We start from the raw sequence: 18,015 nt of genomic DNA, 5'->3' as shown, positions 1-18,015 counted from the left end.
TTGAGACGAAGCGGCCATCACGCCGCTTTCGACTCGGCCGCGAGCGAGGCGAACGTCTTGCCCTCCGCCGCGAGCTTCTTCAGCAGCGGGGCGGGCTCGAGGCTGGGGTCGTTGGTCTCCTTGGCGTAGAAGGCCAGGCGATCGGCGATGTGCTTCAGGCCGACGCTGTCGGCCCAGAACATCGGGCCGCCGCGATAGATCGGCCAGCCGTAGCCGTAGAGCCAGACCACATCGATGTCGCTGGGACGCGCGGCGATGCCCTCTTCGAGGATCTTCGCGCCCTCGTTGATCATCGGATACATCATGCGCTCGAGGATCTCCTCGTCGCTGACGACGCGCTTCTTGCGGCCGAGACGCAGCAAGGTCTCGTCGATCAGCTTCTCGACATCGGGGTCAGGCAGCGGCGCGCGAGAACCCTGCTCGTACTTGTAGTAACCCTTGCCGGTCTTCTGGCCGAAGCGGCCGGCTTCGCAGAGCGCGTCCGCGATCTCCGACTTGATGCCGCGGTCCTTGCGCGAGCGCCAGCCGATGTCGAGGCCGGCGAGGTCGCCCATTGCGAACGGCCCCATCGGCATGCCGAATTTCGTCACGACGGCGTCGACCTGCTGCGGCAGAGCGCCTTCGAACAGGAGCTTCTCGGACTGCTTGCCGCGCTGCGCCAGCATGCGGTTGCCGACGAAGCCGTCGCAGACCCCGACCACGGCCGGGACCTTCGCGATCTTGCGCGCGATCGACACCGCGGTCACCAGCGCATCCGGCGCGGTCTTGTCGGCGCGCACGATCTCGCACAGCTTCATGACGTTGGCCGGCGAGAAGAAGTGCATGCCGAGCACGTCCTGCGGACGCTTGGTCGACTTGGCGATCTCGTCGATGTTGAGGTACGAGGTGTTGGAGGCGAGCACGGCGCCGGGCTTGGCGTACTGGTCGAGCTTGCCGAACACCTCCTTCTTCACCGCCATGGTCTCGAACACGGCCTCGATGACGAGGTCGGCATCGCCGACATTCTCGATACCGACGACGCCGTTGATCAGCGCCATCCGCTTGGCGGGCGCATCGGCCGGGATGCCGCCGCGCGCGGCGGTCGCTTCCCAGTTCTTCTGCATGATGCCCATGCCGCGCTTGAGCTGCTCTTCGCCGGTCTCGATCAGGGTTACGGGCACGCCGGCATTGGCAAAGGACATCGCGATGCCGCCGCCCATGGTGCCGGCGCCGAGAATGGCGACGCGGTTGACGGGCCGCGGCTTGGTGCCTTCAGGAACGCCCGCGATCTTGTTGGCCTCGCGCTCGGCGAAGAAGGCGTAGCGCTGCGCCTTGGACTGGTCGCTGGCGACGAGCTTGAGGAAGCCCTCGCGCTCCTTCTTCAGCCCTTCGTCGAAGGGCAGGTCAATGGCGTAGCCGACGGCATCGGCCGCCGCGAACGGCGCCTCCAGGCCGCGCGACTTCTTGGTCATTGCCGCAACCGCATTGGTGAAGATCGAGCGGTCGGCCTTGGCCGCCGCGAGCTTGGAATCGTCGTCGCGCAGGCGCCGCAGCGGGCGCTTCTCGGCCAGCAGTTTGCGCACGAAGGCTTCGCCACCGGACGCCGGCCCCTCGATGATCTCCTCGATCAGGCCGTTCTTCAGCGCTTCCGCCGCCCCGATCGGGTCGCCGCCGACGATCATCTTGACGGCGAGCTCTGGGCCCACCGCACGGGGCAGGCGCTGGGTGCCGCCGGCGCCGGGCAACAGGCCGAGCTTGACTTCGGGCAGGCCGAGCTTGGCCTCTTTCACTGCAACGCGGAAATGGCAGGCCAGCGCGACCTCGAGGCCGCCGCCGAGCGCGGTGCCGTGGATGGCGGCAACGACCGGCTTGGGCGAATTTTCGATCTCGGACAGCACGTCGTTGAGGGCAGGCGGCTTCGGCGGCTTGCCGAACTCGGTGATGTCGGCCCCGGCGATGAAGGTGCGGCCGGCGCAGGTCAGCACGATGCCCTTGATGGCGGGATCGGCGATCGCCGCCTTGATGCACTCGAGGATCCCACCGCGGACTGCGGCACTCAGCGCGTTGACCGGCGGGCTGTTGACCGTGACGATCCCGACTTCGTCATGACGCTCAAGCTTGACCACTTCGCTCACGGTGTCCCTCCTTGGTGGGGATTTACTTTTGTTCGATTTCGCGGTGCGGAATTTAATTCCGCATCTTGACGGCAGGGTTATTTTGAAGCACGGACGTTGTCAACGACTCCGCGCAAGAAGCAGATCAGGGATGAAGCGTACAGGAAAGAAGACCGCGACCGATCGGAATTTCGTCGTCGCGCTTTCCCGCGGACTGGAAGTATTGCGCGCGTTCCACCCCAATGACGGCCTGCTCGGCAATCAGGAGATTGCCTCGCGCACCAATCTGCCCAAGCCCACCGTGTCGCGCCTGACCTACACGCTGACCAAGCTCGGCTATCTGACGCCGGTTCCCCGGTTCGAGAAGTACCAGCTCGCACCTGCAGCGATGTCGCTCGGCTACGCGGCGCTGGCCAATCTGGGCGTTCGGCATTTGTCCGAGCCGTTCCGCGAGGAAGTGATGCGCGCGACCGGCGGCGCCGTCGCCGTCGGCGGCCGTGACCGCCACAGCATGATCTATTTCGGGCAGAGCCGCGGCAGCGAGACCGTCGGCGTTCAACTCGACGTCGGCTCGCGCGTGCCGATTGCAACCAGCGCGATGGGCCGCGCCTATTTCTGGGCGCTCGACGACGAAGGTCGCGCTGACGTGTCGCGCATCCTGCGCGAACATTACGGCAGCCGCTGGCCGAAGATGCGCGAGGGATTGGAACGTTCCGGCGAGACCGTCGCGAAATACGGCTTTGCGATTTCGGTCGGCGACTGGCACGACGACATCGGCGCGGCCGGTGTCGCGCTCAAGCTCAACGACGGAACCGGACCATACGCATTCAATTGCGGCGCGCCCGCATTCCGTTTCACGGAAGAGCGCTTGATCAACGACATTGGACCGCGTCTCCTAGCGATGGTAAGGAACATCGAAGCGGCGCTCGGGGGTCTGATGCCGCATTCAAAAAAAGACATCGGCAAAAAGCTGAAATCAGGAGGAAAAGTTGCGCGTGTGGCCGAGGGATTCAGATAGCCTTTGTCATCACCGGGAGCGGCTCGGATCGCCCCATCGCTCACTGAATGACGTGAGCGAGACGAGATGACGCAGGCACAGCTCGCGCAGGGTACATCGCCCCTGCTCGCGGTTCGCGACGTCAGCGTCGTGTTCGGCGGCATCGTCGCGCTCAACGGCGTGTCCTTCGACATGCACAAGGGCCAGATCCTCGGCTTGATCGGCCCGAACGGCGCCGGCAAGACCACGCTGTTCAACTGTCTGTCGCGGCTGTACCAGCCGTCGTCCGGCGACATCCTGATGGAGGGCGTGAGCATCCTGTCGCGGCCGCCGCACCGGATCGCCGAGATCGGCATCGGCCGCACCTTCCAGAACGTGGCTCTGTTCCCGAACCTGTCGGTGATGGACAACGTCCGCGTCGGCGCGCATGCCCGCACCTCCAGCGACATCATCAGCGACTCCTTGAAGCTTGCCTGGGTCCGCCGCAGCGAGACCGCGGTCAACAAGAAGGTCCACGAGATCCTCTCCTATCTCGACCTCGAGGACGTCGCGCACACCATCGTCTCCGGCCTGCCCTTCGGCACGCAGAAGCGGGTCGAGCTGGCGCGCGCGCTGGCGGCGGACCCGAAGATCCTGCTGCTCGACGAGCCCGCCGGCGGCCTCAACCACGAGGAAGTCCACGTGCTCGGCGACCTCATCCGCCGCATCCGCAACGAGCGCCACATGACCGTGCTGCTGGTCGAGCACCATATGGGCCTCGTGATGTCGATCGCCGACCACGTCGTCGCGCTGAATTTCGGCAAGAAGCTCGCGGAAGGTACCCCCGCCCAGGTGCAGGCGGACCCCGACGTCATCAAGGCCTATCTCGGGAGCAAGGACCAATGACGACACTGCTCAACGTCAAGGACCTGCGCGCCTATTACGGTCAGGTCCAGGCGCTCCATGGCCTGTCGTTCTCGCTCAACGAGGGTTCGCTGACGACGCTGCTCGGGGCCAACGGCGCCGGCAAGACCACGACGCTGCGCGCGATCTGCAACATGGTGCGCTCGACCGGCGGAATCGAGTTCGACGGCAAGCCGCTCAACAACCGCTCCACCGAGAGCATCGTGCGGTTCGGCATCGCCCATGTGCCGCAGGGTCGCGGCACCTTCACCACCATGACGGTCGAGGAGAATCTCCAGCTCGGGGCGATCACCCGCAAGGACAGCGCCGGCATCGTCTCCGACATCGAGCGCATGTATGCGCATTTCCCGGTCTTGAAGCAGCGCCACACCCAGCAGGCCGGCACGCTCTCCGGCGGCGAACAGCAGATGCTCGCGGTCGCCCGCGCCCTGATGCTGCGGCCGCGGCTGATGCTGCTCGACGAGCCCTCCTTCGGCCTCGCGCCGCTGGTGGTGCGCGATCTGTTCGGCATCCTCGGCAAGATCAACCGCGAGGACAAGGTGTCGATCCTGGTGGTCGAGCAGAACGCCCAGCTGGCGCTCGAGCTCGCCGACCAGGCCTATGTGATCGAGACCGGCCGCATCGTGATGTCCGGCAAGGCCAAGGACATCGCGAACAACGAAGAAATCCGCAAATCCTATCTGGGTTACTGAGGGAGCCGGCACAATGGAGCTGTTCACCAACCAGGTCCTGGCCGGCATCGCCACGGGCGCGATCTACGCCTGCATGGCGCTCGCCGTGGTCATGATCTACCAGGCCATCGACCATCTCAACTTCGCGCAGGGCGAGATGGCGATGTTCTCGACCTTCATCTCGTGGCAGCTGATGCAGTGGGGCGTGTCCTATTGGGCCGCCTTCCTGATCACTCTGGCATTTTCCTTCGTTGCCGGCATCGCGATCGAGCGCATCCTGTTCAAGCCGCTCGCCAAGGCACCGGTGCTCACCAACGTCGCCGGCTTCATCGCGCTGTTTGCGATCATCAACTCGTCGGCCGGCCTGATCTGGGACTTCACCATCAAGCAATATCCGACGCCGTTCGGCTCCGCGCCGTTCCTCGGCAGCCAGCTGATCTCGACCCACCAGGCCGGCATGATCGGCGTCACCGTGCTGCTGTTGCTCGGGCTCTATTTCTTCTTCCAGTACACCCGCATCGGTCTCGCCATGCGCGCGGCCGCCTCGGTGCCTGAATCGGCCCGCCTCGTCGGCATCAACACGAGCTGGATGATCGCGCTCGGCTGGGGCATGGCGACCGCGATCGGCTCGATCGCCGGCATGCTGATCGCCCCTGTCGTGTTCCTCGAGCCCAACATGATGGGCGGCGTCCTGATCTACGGCTTCGCCGCGGCGGTGCTCGGCGGACTGTCGAGCCCGTTGGGCGCCGTGGTCGGCGGCTTCCTGGTCGGCGTCTTCGAGAATCTCGCCGGCACCTACATCCCGGGCGTCGGCAACGAGCTGAAGCTCCCGATCGCGCTCGCGCTGATCATCTCCGTCCTGGTCGTCAAACCCGCTGGTCTGTTAGGCCGGCACATCGTCAAGCGAGTTTGATCATGAGCGCAGCAGAAGAAGTCGTCGCCGAAGGCCACGAGGCGGTCGAGGCGGTTCCGAAGCGGGCCATGACGCTGGGCACCGGCACCTCGCTGGTGGTGCTGGCGGCGCTGTTGATCGTGCCGATGTTCGTGAAGAACTTCATCATCTTCCAGATGACGATGCTCCTGATCTACGGGCTCGCGGTGCTGGCGCTGAACATCCTGACCGGCGGAAGCGGCCAGTTCTCGCTCGGCCAGAGCGCGTTCTACGCCGTCGGCGCCTATACCTCGGCCGTGCTGATGGAGCACGCCAACATCAACTACGCGCTGACCATTCCGATCTCCGCTGCGGTCTGCTTCGCATTCGGCTATTTGTTCGGCAAGCCGGCGCTGCGGCTGTCCGGCGTCTATCTCGCGCTCGCGACCTTCGCGCTCGCGACCGCGATGCCGCAGCTGCTCAAGCTGAACTTCCTCGAGCACTGGACCGGCGGCGTGCAGGGCCTCGTCGTCACCAAGCCGGACGCGCCGTTCGGCCTGCCGATGTCGCAGGACATGTGGCTCTATTATTTCACGCTCATCGTGACGGTCTTGATCTACATCTTCTCGGTGAACCTGTTGCGCTCCCGCTCCGGCCGCGCCTTCATGGCGATCCGCGACAACGAGATCGCGGCCTCCTCGATGGGCGTCAACGTCGCGCTGTACAAGACGCTGGCGTTCGGCGTGTCCGCCGGCATCACCGGCGTTGCCGGCTCGCTCGGCGCCATCGCGGTGCAGTTCGTCGCACCCGACAGCTACACCATCACGCTCGCGATCTCGCTGTTCCTCGGCATGGTCGTCGGCGGCGTCGGCTGGCTGCCCGGCTCGTTCGTCGGTGCGGCCTTCATCATCTTCGTGCCGAACATGGCCGAGAGCATCTCCAAGGGCCTCTCCGGCGCGGTGTTCGGCGTGCTGTTGTTCCTCGTCATCTACCTCGTGCCGCATGGTGCAAGGCAGGTCGCGATCCTGGGCCAGCAACTCGTCGGCAAGCTCAGGAAGAACTGAAGACCCGTTGAATTAACCAAGGAGACCGAATTGTATTTTGGAAGAACACTGCGAGCCGCCGCGCTGGTCACGGCAACGGCGGCCATCACTCTCACCTCCGGCGCTGCACTCGCCCAAAAGAAATACGACACCGGCGCGTCCGATACCGAGATCAAGATCGGCAACATCATGCCGTACAGCGGTCCGGCGTCGGCCTATGGCATCATCGGCAAGACCGAAGAAGCCTATTTCAAGATGATCAACGACAAGGGCGGCATCAACGGCCGCAAGATCAACTTCGTGACCTATGACGACGGCTATTCGCCGCCGAAGGCCGTCGAGCAGGTCCGCAAGCTGGTCGAGAGCGACGAGGTGCTGGCCGTCTTCAACCCGCTCGGCACGCCCTCGAACAGTGCGATCCAGAAATATCTCAACGCCAAGAAGATCCCGCAGCTGTTCGTCGCCACCGGCGCCACCAAGTGGAACGATCCGAAGAACTTCCCCTGGACCATCGGCTGGCAGCCCTCCTACCAGAGCGAAGCCCACATCTACGCGAAATGGCTGATGAAGGAGAAGCCGGACGCCAAGATCGCGATCCTCTATCAGAACGACGATTTCGGCAAAGACTACCTCAAGGGCACCAAGGACGGTCTCGGCGCCAAGGCCTCGTCCATGGTCATCCTGGAGGAGAGCTACGAGGTTTCCGAGCCGTCGATCGACGGCCACATCGTCAAGATCAAGGCCGCCAATCCCGACGTGCTGCTGATCTACGCGACGCCGAAATTCGCCGCCCAGACCATCAAGAAGACCGCCGAGCTCAGCTGGAAGCCGCTTCAAATCCTCACCAACGTGTCGATCTCGGTCGGCAGCGTGATGAAGCCGGCCGGCTTCGAGAACGCGCAGGGCGTGCTGTCGGCCGCCTATGCCAAGGACTCGACGGACCCGCAATGGGCTAACGATCCCGGCATGAAGAGGTGGAACGAGTTCGTCGACAAGTACATGCCGGGCGCCGACAAGTCGGACACCAGCATGGTCTATGGCTATGGCGCCGCCTCGACCCTGGCCAAGGTGCTGGAAATGTGCGGTGACGATCTCACCCGCGCCAACCTCATGAAGCAGGCCGCGAGCCTGAAGGACTTCGCGCCGGATACGCTGCTGCCCGGCGTCAAGATCAACACCGGCGCCACCGACTTCGCCCCGATCGCGCAGCTCCAGATGATGCGCTTCAAGGGCGAGAAGTGGGAACTGTTCGGCGAAATCATCAGCGGTGACGTCGCCTCCGAGTGACGGGCTGACGCTATCATCCAAGACGAGGAGCCCCCGCGGACAGCCGCGGGGGCTTTTTGTTGACGACAGGCGTCAATCTTGTTCAATGCGATCGATCCATCCCGGAGTAGGAGAACAATGGCCGCCGCTCGTTCCCAGGTTGCGCTCCTCTGGGCCGCGCTCGCCTTGTGCACCGCAACGAGCAGCGGAGCGCTGGCGCAAAAGAAATACGACAGCGGCGCATCAGATACCGAGATCAAGATCGGTAACATCATGCCCTATAGCGGTCCGGCCTCCGCCTATGCCGCGATCGGCAAGATCGAGGAAGCCTATTTCAACAAGATCAATGCCGAGGGCGGCATCAATGGCCGCAAGATCAAATTCATCTCCTATGACGACGGCTATTCGCCGCCGAAGACGGTGGAACAGGCACGCAAGCTGGTCGAGAGCGACAATGTGCTGCTGATCTTCGGCTCGCTCGGCACCTCCACCAACAGCGCCATCCGCAAATACATGAACGAGAAGAAGGTGCCGCAATTGTTCGTGGCGAGCGGCGCCTCGAAATGGAACGATCCCAGGCAATATCCCTGGACCATGGGCTGGCAGCCGAGCTACGCGAGCGAGGCGCGCATCTACGCCAAATACGTCATGAAGGAGAAGCCGGAGGCGAAAATCGGCGTGCTCTACCAGAACGACGATTTCGGCAAGGACTATCTGAAGGGGCTGAAACAGGGCCTCGGGCCCAAGGCCTCGATGATCGTGCTGGAAGAAGCCTATGACAGCTCCGAGCCGGCGATCGACGAGCACGTCGTCAAGTTGAAAGCCTCCGGCGCCGACGTCTTCATCAGCATCACCAGCCCGAAATTCGCCGTGCAGGGGATCAAGAAGGCGGCGGAGATCAACTGGCATCCGATGCAGATCATCTCCAACGTCTCGGCTTCGATCAGCGGCGTCTTGGAGCCGGCGGGCATCGAAATCTCGCAAGGCGTCCTGTCGGCGACCTACACCAAGGACGGCTCCGACCCGCAGTGGAATGCCGATGACGGCATGAAGAAATTCTACAACTTCCTCGCCCAATACCAGCCCAAGGCCAACAAGCTCGATGCCGGCGTCGTGTTCGGCTACGCCGCCGCGCAGACCATGGTGAAGGTGCTGCAGATGTGCGGCGACGATCTCACCCGCGAGAACGTCATGAAGCAGGCCGCCAGCCTGAAGGACTTCGAACCCGACACGCTGCTGCCCGGCATCAAGATCAACACCGCGCCGGACAATTTCGCCCCGATCGAGCAGCTGCAGATGATGCGCTTCAAGGGCAAGAAATGGGAGCTGTTCGGCGACATCATCTCGAGCGAGATGAGCCACTGAGCGCCGCGGCGGCACAATTCAAGATAGCTGCTTCTTCACAAGGCAACTCCCGCGGTGAGTTTGCCCCGCAAAAATCTCACGCGCCGGAATATTCCGAGTCGGCTTCGAAAAGATCTCCGCTCCCGCGATGCTCGTGCGGGGCGTTTGTCTTGCTGACGGCCGTGGATAGGTATTGAATACACGACGGAGCGACGAGCAACGATCGCTCCCAACAAGAACAATCGACACAATCAAACCCACCTAGGGAGAGCAAGATGCCTGCAATGCATGTGCGATTGGGGGCCGTCTCGGCTGCCCTCGTGCTGGCCGCCACACTTTCCACGGCAGCGTCCGCGCAGAAGAAATACGACACCGGCGCATCCGACACCGAAATCAAGATCGGCAACATCATGCCCTACAGCGGTCCCGCGTCCGCCTACGGCGTGATCGGCAAGACCGAAGAGGCCTATTTCCGCAAGATCAACGCGGAAGGCGGCATCAACGGCCGCAAGATCAACTTCGTCACCTACGACGACGCCTATTCGCCGCCGAAGACGGTGGAGCAGGCGCGCAAGCTGGTCGAGAGCGACGAGGTGCTGCTGATCTTCAACTCGCTCGGCACGCCGCCGAACTCGGCGATCCAGAAGTACATGAACCAGAAGAAGGTGCCGCAGCTGTTCGTCGCCACCGGCGCAACGAAGTGGAACGATCCGCAGAACTTCCCGTGGACGATGGGCTGGCAGCCGAACTACCAGAGCGAGTCGATCATCTACGCCAAGTACATCCTGAAGAACCATCCGAACGCCAAGATCGCCGTGCTCTACCAGAACGACGATTACGGCAAGGACTATCTGAAGGGCTTCAAGGACGGGCTCGGCGGCAAGACCTCGATGATCGTGATGGAGGAAAGCTACGAGGTCTCGGAGCCGACCATCGACTCCCACATCGTCAAGCTCAAGGCGACCGGCGCCGACGTGTTCTTCAACATCACGACGCCGAAATTCGCGGCGCAGGCGATCAAGAAGAACGCGGAGATCGGCTGGAAGCCGCTCCACTTCCTCAACAACGTCTCGGGCTCGATCGGCAGCGTGATCAAGCCGGCCGGCTTCGAGAACGCGCAGGACATCATCTCGTCGCAATACTTCAAGGATCCGACCGACGCGCAGTGGAAGGACGACAAGGCGATGATCGCGTGGAACGAATTCCTGGACAAGTACTATCCGGAAGCGAACCGCGCCGATGCCTCGGTGATGTATGGCTATATCGTGAGCCAAGGCCTCGCTCACGTGCTCAAGGCCTGCGGCGACAATCTGACCCGCGAGAACATCATGAAGCAGGCCGCCAACATCAAGGACTTCGAGCCGGCGGGCCTGTTGCCGGGCGTCAAGGTCAACACCTCGGCCGCCGATTTCGCGCCGATTTCGCAGCTGCAACTGATCCGGTTCAAGGGCGAGCATTGGGAGCGATTTGGCGAGGTCTTGAGCGGCGACGTCGGCGGCTGACCATTAACCAGTCGCTAAAGACGTAAGTCCCAATCGACTAAAGACGCAGCCCCTGCGGCCCTGCCGCAGGGGCTTTTCCTTGAAGCTTCTGGGCAAATCGTATTGAATTGCGCTCGCGCCGCCAAAAACAATCAAGCCAAGAAAAGGGACGCACACACCAAGAAAAAAACAGGGAGATTGGAATGCCCGCTGTCACCGGCAAATTTGCGGCCGCGTCACTGGCGCTCGCGCTCATTGCAGCTGCGACCTCCACTGCATCGGCCCAGAAGAAATACGATACCGGCGCGACCGACACCGAGATCAAGATCGGCAACATCATGCCCTACAGCGGACCGGCCTCCGCCTACGGCATCATCGGTCGCACCGAAGCCGCCTATTTCAAGAAGATCAACGAAGAAGGCGGCATCAACGGCCGCAAGATCAATTTCGTCTCCTACGACGACGCCTATTCGCCGCCGAAGACGGTGGAGCAGGCGCGCAAGCTGGTCGAGAGCGACGAGGTGCTGCTCGTCTTCAACTCGCTCGGCACGCCGCCGAACACCGCGATCCAGAAATACATGAATTCGAAGAAGGTGCCGCAGCTGTTCGTCGCCACCGGCGCCACCAAGTGGAACGATCCGCAGAACTTCCCGTGGACGATGGGCTGGCAGCCCAACTACCAGAGCGAGACGCAGATCTACGCCAAGTACATCCTCAAGGCCATGCCGAACGCCAAGATCGGCGTCCTCTACCAGAACGACGATTACGGCAAGGACTATCTGAAGGGCCTGAAGGACGGCCTGGGCGCCAAGGCCGCGAGCATGATCGTGCTGGAGGAAAGCTACGAGACGTCGGAGCCGACCATCGACAATCACATCGTCAAGCTGAAAGCGACCGGCGCCGACGTGTTCATCAACATCACCACGCCGAAATTCGCGGCACAGGCGATCAAGAAGATCTCCGAAATCGGCTGGAAGCCGACGCACTTCCTCAACAACGTCTCGGCCTCGGTCGGTAGCGTGATCAAGCCCGCCGGCTTCGAGAATTCGCAGGACATCATCTCGGCCGCCTATCTGAAGGACGTCTCCGATCCGCAGTGGAAGGACGACGCCGGCATGAAGGCGTTCCTGGAGTTCATGACTAAGTACTTCCCCGAAGGCGACAAGCTCGACGGCGGCACCATCGTCGGCTACGGCGTGGCACAGACGCTGGTCGAAGTGCTGAAGAAGTGTGGCGACAATCTCACGCGCGAGAACGTCATGAAGCAGGCCGCGAGCCTGAAGGACTTCCGCACCGAAGTGCTGCTGCCCGGCATCAAGATCAATACCGGGCCGAACGACTTCGCGCCGATCAGCTCGCTCCAGCTCATGAAGTTCAAGGGCGACAAGTGGGATCTGTTCGGTGACGTGATCAGCGCCGACGCCGGCGGCTAGAAGCTGCAAAGCGCGGACAACGAGCCCCCTGCGCCGATCACGCAGGGGGCTTTTCTTTGCGCGGCAATTTTGATCACGCGATTGCACAATCGAATGATGGCAAAGGCCGCTTACGCTTTGGCGCACGATGCGGTAGGCAGATGGCGGCGACCTCGTCGCCGCCACTCCCGTCTGCTCAAGGCCATCGTCCATGACCGACCGACGCCCCCTGCTCCGCGCGCTTTACGACGCCGCCGTCGCCGCCGCCCATCCCAACGTGGTGCTGGCCCCTCACCTGCGGCCTGCGCCCAGGGGGCGCGTGATCTGCCTCGCCGCCGGCAAGGGCGCCGGCGCGATGGCCGCGGCCGCGGAGCGGCATTATCTCGACGCGCTGGGATTGGCGCCGGAGCGCCTCGTCGGCATCGCCACCACGCGCCACGGCTACGGCGTGCCGACGCGCCGCATTCGTGTGGTCGAAGCCGGTCATCCCGTGCCCGACGAAGCCGGCCTGAAGGGCGCGGCCGACACCCTCGCACTCGCGGGCGAGGCCGGGCCGGACGATCTCTTGCTGGTGCTGCTCACCGGCGGCGGCTCGGCCAACTGGATCGCGCCGGTGGAGGGCATCAGCTTCGCACAGAAGCAGGCGGTCAACAAGGCGCTGCTGCGCTCGGGCGCGCCGATCGGCGAGATGAACGTCGTGCGCAAGCACCTGTCGCGGATCAAGGGCGGCCGTCTCGCCCGCGCCGGCAGGAAAGCCGCGGAGATCGTGACGCTCGCGATCTCCGACGTGCCGCACGACGATCCTTCCGCGATCGCCTCCGGCCCCACCGTGCCTGATCCGACCACGCTGGCCGATGCGCGCGCGATCGTGGCGAAATACAAGCTCGACATCGACGATGCGGTGCGCCGCGCCCTCGACGAGCCCGCCAATGAAAGCGCCAAGCCCGATGACGCCGCCTTCGCGCGCGCGTCGTTCGAGCTGATCGCGCGGCCCAAGCAATCGCTGGACGCGGCGGTGAAGCTCGCACGCGAGTCCGGTTACGAGACCATCGATCTCGGCGCCGATCTCGAAGGCGAGGCGCGCGAGGTCGCCGCCGACCACGCCAGGCTGGCACTTCAGGCCCGCGCGCAGGGCAAGCGCGTCGCGATCCTGTCCGGCGGCGAGCTCACGGTCACCGTGCGCGGCAATGGCCGCGGCGGGCCGAACCAGGAATACGCGCTGGCACTGGCCTCGCTCTTGAAGGACACGGTCGGCATCGCGGCGCTGGCCGGCGACACCGACGGCGCCGATGGCGGCGCCGGCCACCCGACCGACCCCGCCGGCGCGCTGATCGACGCTGCGACGTTCGCGAAGATGAAGGCCCTGGGGCTCGAGCCGCAGGCCTATCTCGACAACAACGACGCGACCACGTTCTTCGAGGCGACCGCCGACCTGCTGCAGCCCGGCCCGACGCTGACCAACGTGAACGATATCCGGGTGATTTTGGTGGATTGAGGCGCCTGCCCCAACAACGGTGTCATTCCCCGCGAAAGCGGGGAATCCAGTACGCCGGGCCTTCTCCGCATCTCACGACGGCCTCTGGAATACTGGATCGCCCGCCTTCGCGGGCGATGACGGAGTAACTCAAAACTCGTTGGCGATCTTCGCGAGCATTCCGATCAGGGCTTCGCGGTTGGCCTGGCCGAGCAGATCGTTCAGCCGGGCCTCGTGCTTGGTGGCGACGAGCTTCTTCGCCCGCGCCAGCACGGCCTTGCCCTTGTCGGTCAAGACCAGGATGTGCGAGCGGCGGTCGTTGGTGGAGCGGATCCGCGCGCAAAGGTCGCGGCTCTCCAGATTGTCGAGCATGGCCACGAAGTTCGGCCGGAGGATGCCGAGCGTGGAGGCGATCTCGGTCTGGTTACGGCCGGGGTTCTTCTCGACCAGCAGCAGCACCGAGAACTGCGCCGGCGTCAGCTGGAGCGAGGCCATGCAGCGCAAGAAATTCTCGAACACCTTGAGCTGTGCACGTTTCAGGACATAGCCCAGCTGCTCGGACAACTCGCCGAGCTGGAGGGCTTCAGCCTGCGGCTCGCCCGCGTCCTTGCGGCCCTTGGCCGCCTCGGCAGGCTTTTCGGAAGACTTTTCAGCGGTTTTGGAAACGGTCATCGCCTCGTGCTCGTAATCCCGCTAAATTCGGGACGGGTTCGTTCCCCGCCCTTGAAGTTATATTTGATAATTGTTATGGACCATATCAAATATCGCATGCGTTTTTCAATGGCTGTGAGCGGACCGTCCACCACAATCAGGAGGACCGGTCCGGATTAAGGGGGAGCGTCCGGTCTTGAATACCACCATCATGCTGTTCCTGCTGCAGGACGGCATCACCAATGGCGCAATCTACGCGCTGCTCGGCCTGGCGCTGGTGCTGGTGTTCGCCGTCACCCGCGTCATCCTCATTCCCCAGGGCGAATTCGTCACCTATGGCGCGCTGACCTATGCCTCGCTGGCCGCCGGCCAGATGCCGGGCACGGCTAAGCTCGCTCTGGCGCTCGGCATCGGCGCCTTCGCCTTCGATCTGTTCGTCGCGCGCAAGGCGCTGCATGGGCGGCTGATCGCGCGCAGCTTCACCGCCAATGTCGTGCTGCCGGGCATCGTGCTGGCGCTGACGCTGTATTTCTCCGCCCAGAAGCCGCCGGTCGCCGTCTGCATCGCGCTGTCGCTGGTGATCGTGGCGATGATCGGCGTCTATCTCTACCGCATCGCCTTCCAGCCGCTGGCGCACACCTCGGTGCTGGTGCTGCTGATCGCCTCGGTCGGCGTCCACCTCGCGCTGCAGGGCCTCGGCCTGTTGTTCTTCGGCGCCGAAGGCCAGCGCGGGCCTGCCGTGCTGTCCGGCGCCTTCACCGCCGGCGCGCTGCGCTTCACCGGCCAGAGCATCACCGTCTACGCGATCACCATCGCTTTCATCGTCGGGCTCTGGCTGTTCTTCGGCCTGACACTCTATGGCAAGGCGTTGCGCGCCACTGCCGTGAACCGGCTCGGGGCACGGCTCGCGGGCATCCGCACCACGCTGTCGGGCCAGATCGCTTTCCTGCTGGCCTCCGTGATCGGCGCGCTCTCCGGCATCCTGATCGTGCCGATCACGACCCTGTATTATGACTCCGGCTTCCTGATCGGGCTGAAGGGCTTCGTCGCCGCGATCATCGGCGGCCTCGTCAGCTATCCCCTCACCGCCGTCGCGGCGCTGGTGGTCGGCATCGTCGAGGCGTTCTCGTCCTTCTATGCCTCCAACTACAAGGAGGTGATCGTCTTCATGCTGCTGATCCCCGTGCTGCTGCTGCGCTCGCTCGCCGCGCCCGCGGTCGAGGAAGAGAAGGACTGAGCCCGATGCAGAGCCGGCTTCCCATCCTCGTCTTTGCACTTGTCATGGCGGCGATCCCGTTCATCCCGGGCGTGCCCCCGTTCTGGATCGTGCTGCTCGACAATATCGGCCTTGCGGCCCTGGTCGCGATGGGCCTCGTGCTGCTGACCGGCGTCGGCGGCCTCACCTCGTTCGGCCAGGCCGCCTTCGTCGGCTTCGGCGCCTATACCACCGCGGTGCTGTCGACGGCCTACGGCCTGTCGCCCTGGCTGACGCTGCCGCTGTCGCTCCTGGTCAGCGGCTCGCTCGCGGTGCTGCTCGGGCTGATCACCGTGCGCCTCTCGGGGCACTATCTGCCGCTCGGCACCCTCGCCTGGGGGCTTGGACTGTTCTACCTGTTCAGCAAGCTGGAGTTTCTGGGCCGCAACGACGGCATCTCAGCGATCCCGCCGCTGTCGATCGGCACGTTCAAGATGCTCTCGCCCGGCTCGATCTATTACGCGATCTGGGTCGCCGTGATCCTCTCGGCCCTGCTGACGATGAACCTGCTGGACTCCCGCACCGGCCGCGCCATCCGTGCGCTACGCCGCGGCCATGTCGCGGCCGAGGCGTTCGGCGTCCACACGCCGCGGGCCAAACTGCTGGTGTTCATCCATGCCGCGGTGCTCGCCGGCCTGTCCGGGTGGCTCTACGCCCATCTCCAGCGCGCGGTGAACCCGACGCCGTTCGGTGCGCATATGGGCATCGAATATCTCTTCATCGCCGTGGTCGGCGGCGCCGGCTATGTCTGGGGCGGCGTGCTGGGGGCGGCAATCGTCGTGATCCTGAAAGAGGTGCTGCAGAGCTATCTGCCGTTGATCCTGCCCGGCTCCGGCCAGGTCGAGACCATCGTGTTCGGCATCATGCTGGTGGCGCTGCTGCAACTTGCGCCCGGCGGACTCTGGCCCTGGCTGATGTCGTTCTTCCCCGAGCGCACCGATGGCGAGAAGCCGGACACCTCGCTGAAGCTGGAGCATCGCGCCCGCGCGCCCACCGAGGCCGGTGTCCTGCTTCAGGTCGAGAAGGCGCGAAAACAGTTCGGCGGCGTGGTCGCGGTGAACAACGTCTCCTTCGACGTCCAGGCCCGCGAGATCGTCGCGCTGATCGGCCCGAACGGCGCCGGCAAGAGCACGACCTTCAACCTGATCACCGGCGTATTGTCGGCGACGTCGGGCTCGATCTCGGTGCTCGGCAGGAAGGTCGACAACGCGCCGCCGCAGGAGATCGTCAAGCTCGGCATCAGCAGGACCTTCCAGCACGTCAAGCTCGTCCCCGACATGACCGTGCTGGAGAATGTCGCGATCGGCGCACATCTGCGCGGTCATTCCGGACCGGTTTCCTCGATGCTGCGGCTCGACCGCGCTGACGAAGCCAAGCTGCTCGCCGAGGCCGCCCGGCAGATCGAGCGCGTCGGCCTCACCGAGCAGATGCACCAGCTGGCAGGCTCGCTCTCGCTCGGCCAGCAGCGCATCGTCGAGATCGCCCGCGCGCTCTGCGTCGATCCGATGCTGCTGCTGCTCGACGAGCCGGCCGCGGGCCTGCGCCACATGGAGAAGCAGCGGCTCGCCGCACTGCTCCGCGAGCTGCGCGACGGCGGCATGAGCGTGCTGCTGGTCGAGCACGACATGGGCTTCGTCATGAACCTCGCCGACCGCATCGTGGTGCTCGATTTCGGCACCAAGATCGCCGAAGGCACGCCGGCGACGATCAAGACCAATCCCGAAGTGATCAAGGCCTATCTCGGAGTGGCGGCATGAGCACGCTGTTGTCCGTCACCGACGCGCATGTCGCCTATGGCAAGGTCGAGGCAGTGCGTTCGGTCTCGCTCGAGGTCGGCACCAACGAGATCGTCACCATCGTCGGCGCCAACGGTGCCGGCAAGACCACGCTGCTTTCGGCCATCATGGGCATCCTGCCGCTGAAAGGCCGCGTCGCCTTTGCCGGGCAGGATCTCGCCCGGCTCGACATCGAGGACCGCGTCGCGATGGGGCTCGGTCTCGTTCCCGAGCACCGCGAATTGTTCGTGACCATGAATGTCGAGGACAATCTCGAGCTGGGCGCGTTCCGGATCGAGCGCAGCAAGGCGAAAGCCTCGATCGAGCGGGTCTATGCGCTGTTTCCGCGGCTGAAGGAGCGGCGCAAGCAGCTCGCCGGCACGCTCTCCGGCGGCGAGCAGCAGATGCTCGCGATGGGCCGCGCGCTGATGGGCGAGCCGAAGCTCTTGATGCTGGACGAGCCGAGCCTGGGCCTTGCCCCGATCATCGTCGCCGACATCTTCCGCATCGTCACCGAGCTCCGCGCCGCCGGCGTCTCCGTGCTGCTCGTCGAGCAGAACGCGCAGGCCGCGCTGAAGATCGCGGACCAGGCCTATGTGATGGAGCTCGGCGAGTTCGTGCTCAGCGGCAAGGCCAGCGACATCGCGGCCAACGAGCGGGTCGCGGCAAGCTATCTCGGCTTCCAGCACGAAGGTGAGAGTGTGATTTAGCGATGTAGCGCTGTTCTTCCCTTCTCCCCTTGTGGGAGAAGGTGGCGCGAAGCGCCGGATGAGGGGTTC

Annotated in this window: 15 protein-coding genes; 13 read left to right on the top strand and 2 right to left on the bottom strand. The window is 64.2% G+C overall.

The annotated features are described in order from the left end of the window. Window positions 1–17: 17 nt before the first annotated feature. Window positions 18–2,114, bottom strand: coding sequence for a 3-hydroxyacyl-CoA dehydrogenase NAD-binding domain-containing protein (locus ACNJYA_RS05805; protein ID WP_439365655.1), 2,097 nt, complete (start codon window positions 2,112–2,114; stop codon window positions 18–20). Between the two features lie 130 nt (window positions 2,115–2,244). Here ACNJYA_RS05805 and ACNJYA_RS05800 point away from each other — a divergent pair, with 130 nt between their 5' ends. The 10 genes from ACNJYA_RS05800 (at window position 2,245) to ACNJYA_RS05755 (ending at window position 13,576) form a co-directional block, all read left to right on the top strand. Then, entirely contained in the window at window positions 2,245–3,111 is an 867-nt protein-coding gene (locus ACNJYA_RS05800; protein ID WP_172784948.1) for an IclR family transcriptional regulator, read from the top strand. Between the two features lie 66 nt (window positions 3,112–3,177). Next, complete coding sequence (locus ACNJYA_RS05795) at window positions 3,178–3,975, top strand: ABC transporter ATP-binding protein (protein ID WP_439402211.1); 798 nt, start codon at window positions 3,178–3,180, stop codon at window positions 3,973–3,975. Then, a complete protein-coding gene (locus ACNJYA_RS05790) occupies window positions 3,972–4,685 on the top strand; it encodes an ABC transporter ATP-binding protein (RefSeq protein ID WP_035711291.1) in 714 nt (237 codons plus the stop codon). The genes ACNJYA_RS05795 and ACNJYA_RS05790 overlap by 4 nt, the downstream gene beginning before the upstream one ends. Before the next feature lie 13 nt (window positions 4,686–4,698). Continuing rightward, window positions 4,699–5,577: a branched-chain amino acid ABC transporter permease gene (locus tag ACNJYA_RS05785; protein WP_172784951.1), complete on the top strand. Its 879-nt coding sequence runs from the start codon at window positions 4,699–4,701 to the stop codon at window positions 5,575–5,577. A gap of 2 nt (window positions 5,578–5,579) precedes the next feature. Continuing rightward, entirely contained in the window at window positions 5,580–6,599 is a 1,020-nt protein-coding gene (locus ACNJYA_RS05780) for a branched-chain amino acid ABC transporter permease (protein WP_172784952.1), read from the top strand. 30 nt (window positions 6,600–6,629) lie between these two features. After that, on the top strand, window positions 6,630–7,865 hold the full coding sequence (locus ACNJYA_RS05775) for an ABC transporter substrate-binding protein (protein ID WP_172784953.1): 1,236 nt from the start codon (window positions 6,630–6,632) through the stop codon (window positions 7,863–7,865). A 117-nt stretch (window positions 7,866–7,982) separates the two neighbouring features. After that, the gene (locus ACNJYA_RS05770) at window positions 7,983–9,209 is read left to right on the top strand and encodes an ABC transporter substrate-binding protein (RefSeq protein WP_260382016.1); all 1,227 of its coding nucleotides are present in this window, start codon (window positions 7,983–7,985) and stop codon (window positions 9,207–9,209) included. 254 nt (window positions 9,210–9,463) lie between these two features. Then, entirely contained in the window at window positions 9,464–10,690 is a 1,227-nt protein-coding gene (locus tag ACNJYA_RS05765; RefSeq protein ID WP_439365654.1) for an ABC transporter substrate-binding protein, read from the top strand. A gap of 182 nt (window positions 10,691–10,872) precedes the next feature. Continuing rightward, entirely contained in the window at window positions 10,873–12,102 is a 1,230-nt protein-coding gene (locus ACNJYA_RS05760; RefSeq protein WP_172784956.1) for an ABC transporter substrate-binding protein, read from the top strand. Window positions 12,103–12,292: 190 nt separating this feature from the next. After that, window positions 12,293–13,576 (top strand): glycerate kinase type-2 family protein, encoded by a 1,284-nt coding sequence (locus tag ACNJYA_RS05755; protein WP_439402210.1) that lies wholly within the window; start codon window positions 12,293–12,295, stop codon window positions 13,574–13,576. 129 nt (window positions 13,577–13,705) lie between these two features. Here the strand turns inward: ACNJYA_RS05755 and ACNJYA_RS05750 are convergent, their stop codons facing one another. Beyond that, window positions 13,706–14,227 (bottom strand): MarR family winged helix-turn-helix transcriptional regulator, encoded by a 522-nt coding sequence (locus tag ACNJYA_RS05750; RefSeq protein ID WP_172784958.1) that lies wholly within the window; start codon window positions 14,225–14,227, stop codon window positions 13,706–13,708. Window positions 14,228–14,402: 175 nt separating this feature from the next. On the opposite strand from ACNJYA_RS05750, the gene ACNJYA_RS05745 reads away from it, so the two are divergent. Genes ACNJYA_RS05745 through ACNJYA_RS05735 form a run of 3 tightly spaced genes read left to right on the top strand, consistent with a single transcriptional unit; the run spans window position 14,403 to window position 17,946 of the window. Further along, window positions 14,403–15,443: a branched-chain amino acid ABC transporter permease gene (locus ACNJYA_RS05745; RefSeq protein ID WP_439365652.1), complete on the top strand. Its 1,041-nt coding sequence runs from the start codon at window positions 14,403–14,405 to the stop codon at window positions 15,441–15,443. A 5-nt stretch (window positions 15,444–15,448) separates the two neighbouring features. Further along, window positions 15,449–17,218, top strand: a complete 1,770-nt coding sequence (locus ACNJYA_RS05740) for a branched-chain amino acid ABC transporter ATP-binding protein/permease (protein ID WP_172784960.1) — start codon at window positions 15,449–15,451, stop codon at window positions 17,216–17,218. Beyond that, window positions 17,215–17,946, top strand: coding sequence for an ABC transporter ATP-binding protein (locus ACNJYA_RS05735; RefSeq protein ID WP_439365651.1), 732 nt, complete (start codon window positions 17,215–17,217; stop codon window positions 17,944–17,946). Before ACNJYA_RS05740 ends, ACNJYA_RS05735 begins: the two co-directional genes overlap by 4 nt. The last annotated feature ends 69 nt before the right edge of the window (window positions 17,947–18,015 follow it).

It is taken from the genome of Bradyrhizobium sp. BLXBL-01, from assembly GCF_051853025.1.
Classification (GTDB): Bacteria; Pseudomonadota; Alphaproteobacteria; order Rhizobiales; family Xanthobacteraceae; genus Bradyrhizobium.
Note: the sequence above shows the minus strand (reverse complement) of the source record. Positions and strands in the feature narration are given on the sequence as shown.

Coding starts and splice junctions, on each gene's coding strand:
- ACNJYA_RS05800 (WP_172784948.1), top strand. CDS start 2,245: ATGAAGCGTACAGGAAAGAAGACCGCGACCGATCGGAATTTCGTCGTC.
- ACNJYA_RS05795 (WP_439402211.1), top strand. CDS start 3,178: ATGACGCAGGCACAGCTCGCGCAGGGTACATCGCCCCTGCTCGCGGTT.
- ACNJYA_RS05790 (WP_035711291.1), top strand. CDS start 3,972: ATGACGACACTGCTCAACGTCAAGGACCTGCGCGCCTATTACGGTCAG.
- ACNJYA_RS05785 (WP_172784951.1), top strand. CDS start 4,699: ATGGAGCTGTTCACCAACCAGGTCCTGGCCGGCATCGCCACGGGCGCG.
- ACNJYA_RS05780 (WP_172784952.1), top strand. CDS start 5,580: ATGAGCGCAGCAGAAGAAGTCGTCGCCGAAGGCCACGAGGCGGTCGAG.
- ACNJYA_RS05770 (WP_260382016.1), top strand. CDS start 7,983: ATGGCCGCCGCTCGTTCCCAGGTTGCGCTCCTCTGGGCCGCGCTCGCC.
- ACNJYA_RS05765 (WP_439365654.1), top strand. CDS start 9,464: ATGCCTGCAATGCATGTGCGATTGGGGGCCGTCTCGGCTGCCCTCGTG.
- ACNJYA_RS05760 (WP_172784956.1), top strand. CDS start 10,873: ATGCCCGCTGTCACCGGCAAATTTGCGGCCGCGTCACTGGCGCTCGCG.
- ACNJYA_RS05755 (WP_439402210.1), top strand. CDS start 12,293: ATGACCGACCGACGCCCCCTGCTCCGCGCGCTTTACGACGCCGCCGTC.
- ACNJYA_RS05750 (WP_172784958.1), bottom strand. CDS start 14,227: ATGACCGTTTCCAAAACCGCTGAAAAGTCTTCCGAAAAGCCTGCCGAG.
- ACNJYA_RS05740 (WP_172784960.1), top strand. CDS start 15,449: ATGCAGAGCCGGCTTCCCATCCTCGTCTTTGCACTTGTCATGGCGGCG.
- ACNJYA_RS05735 (WP_439365651.1), top strand. CDS start 17,215: ATGAGCACGCTGTTGTCCGTCACCGACGCGCATGTCGCCTATGGCAAG.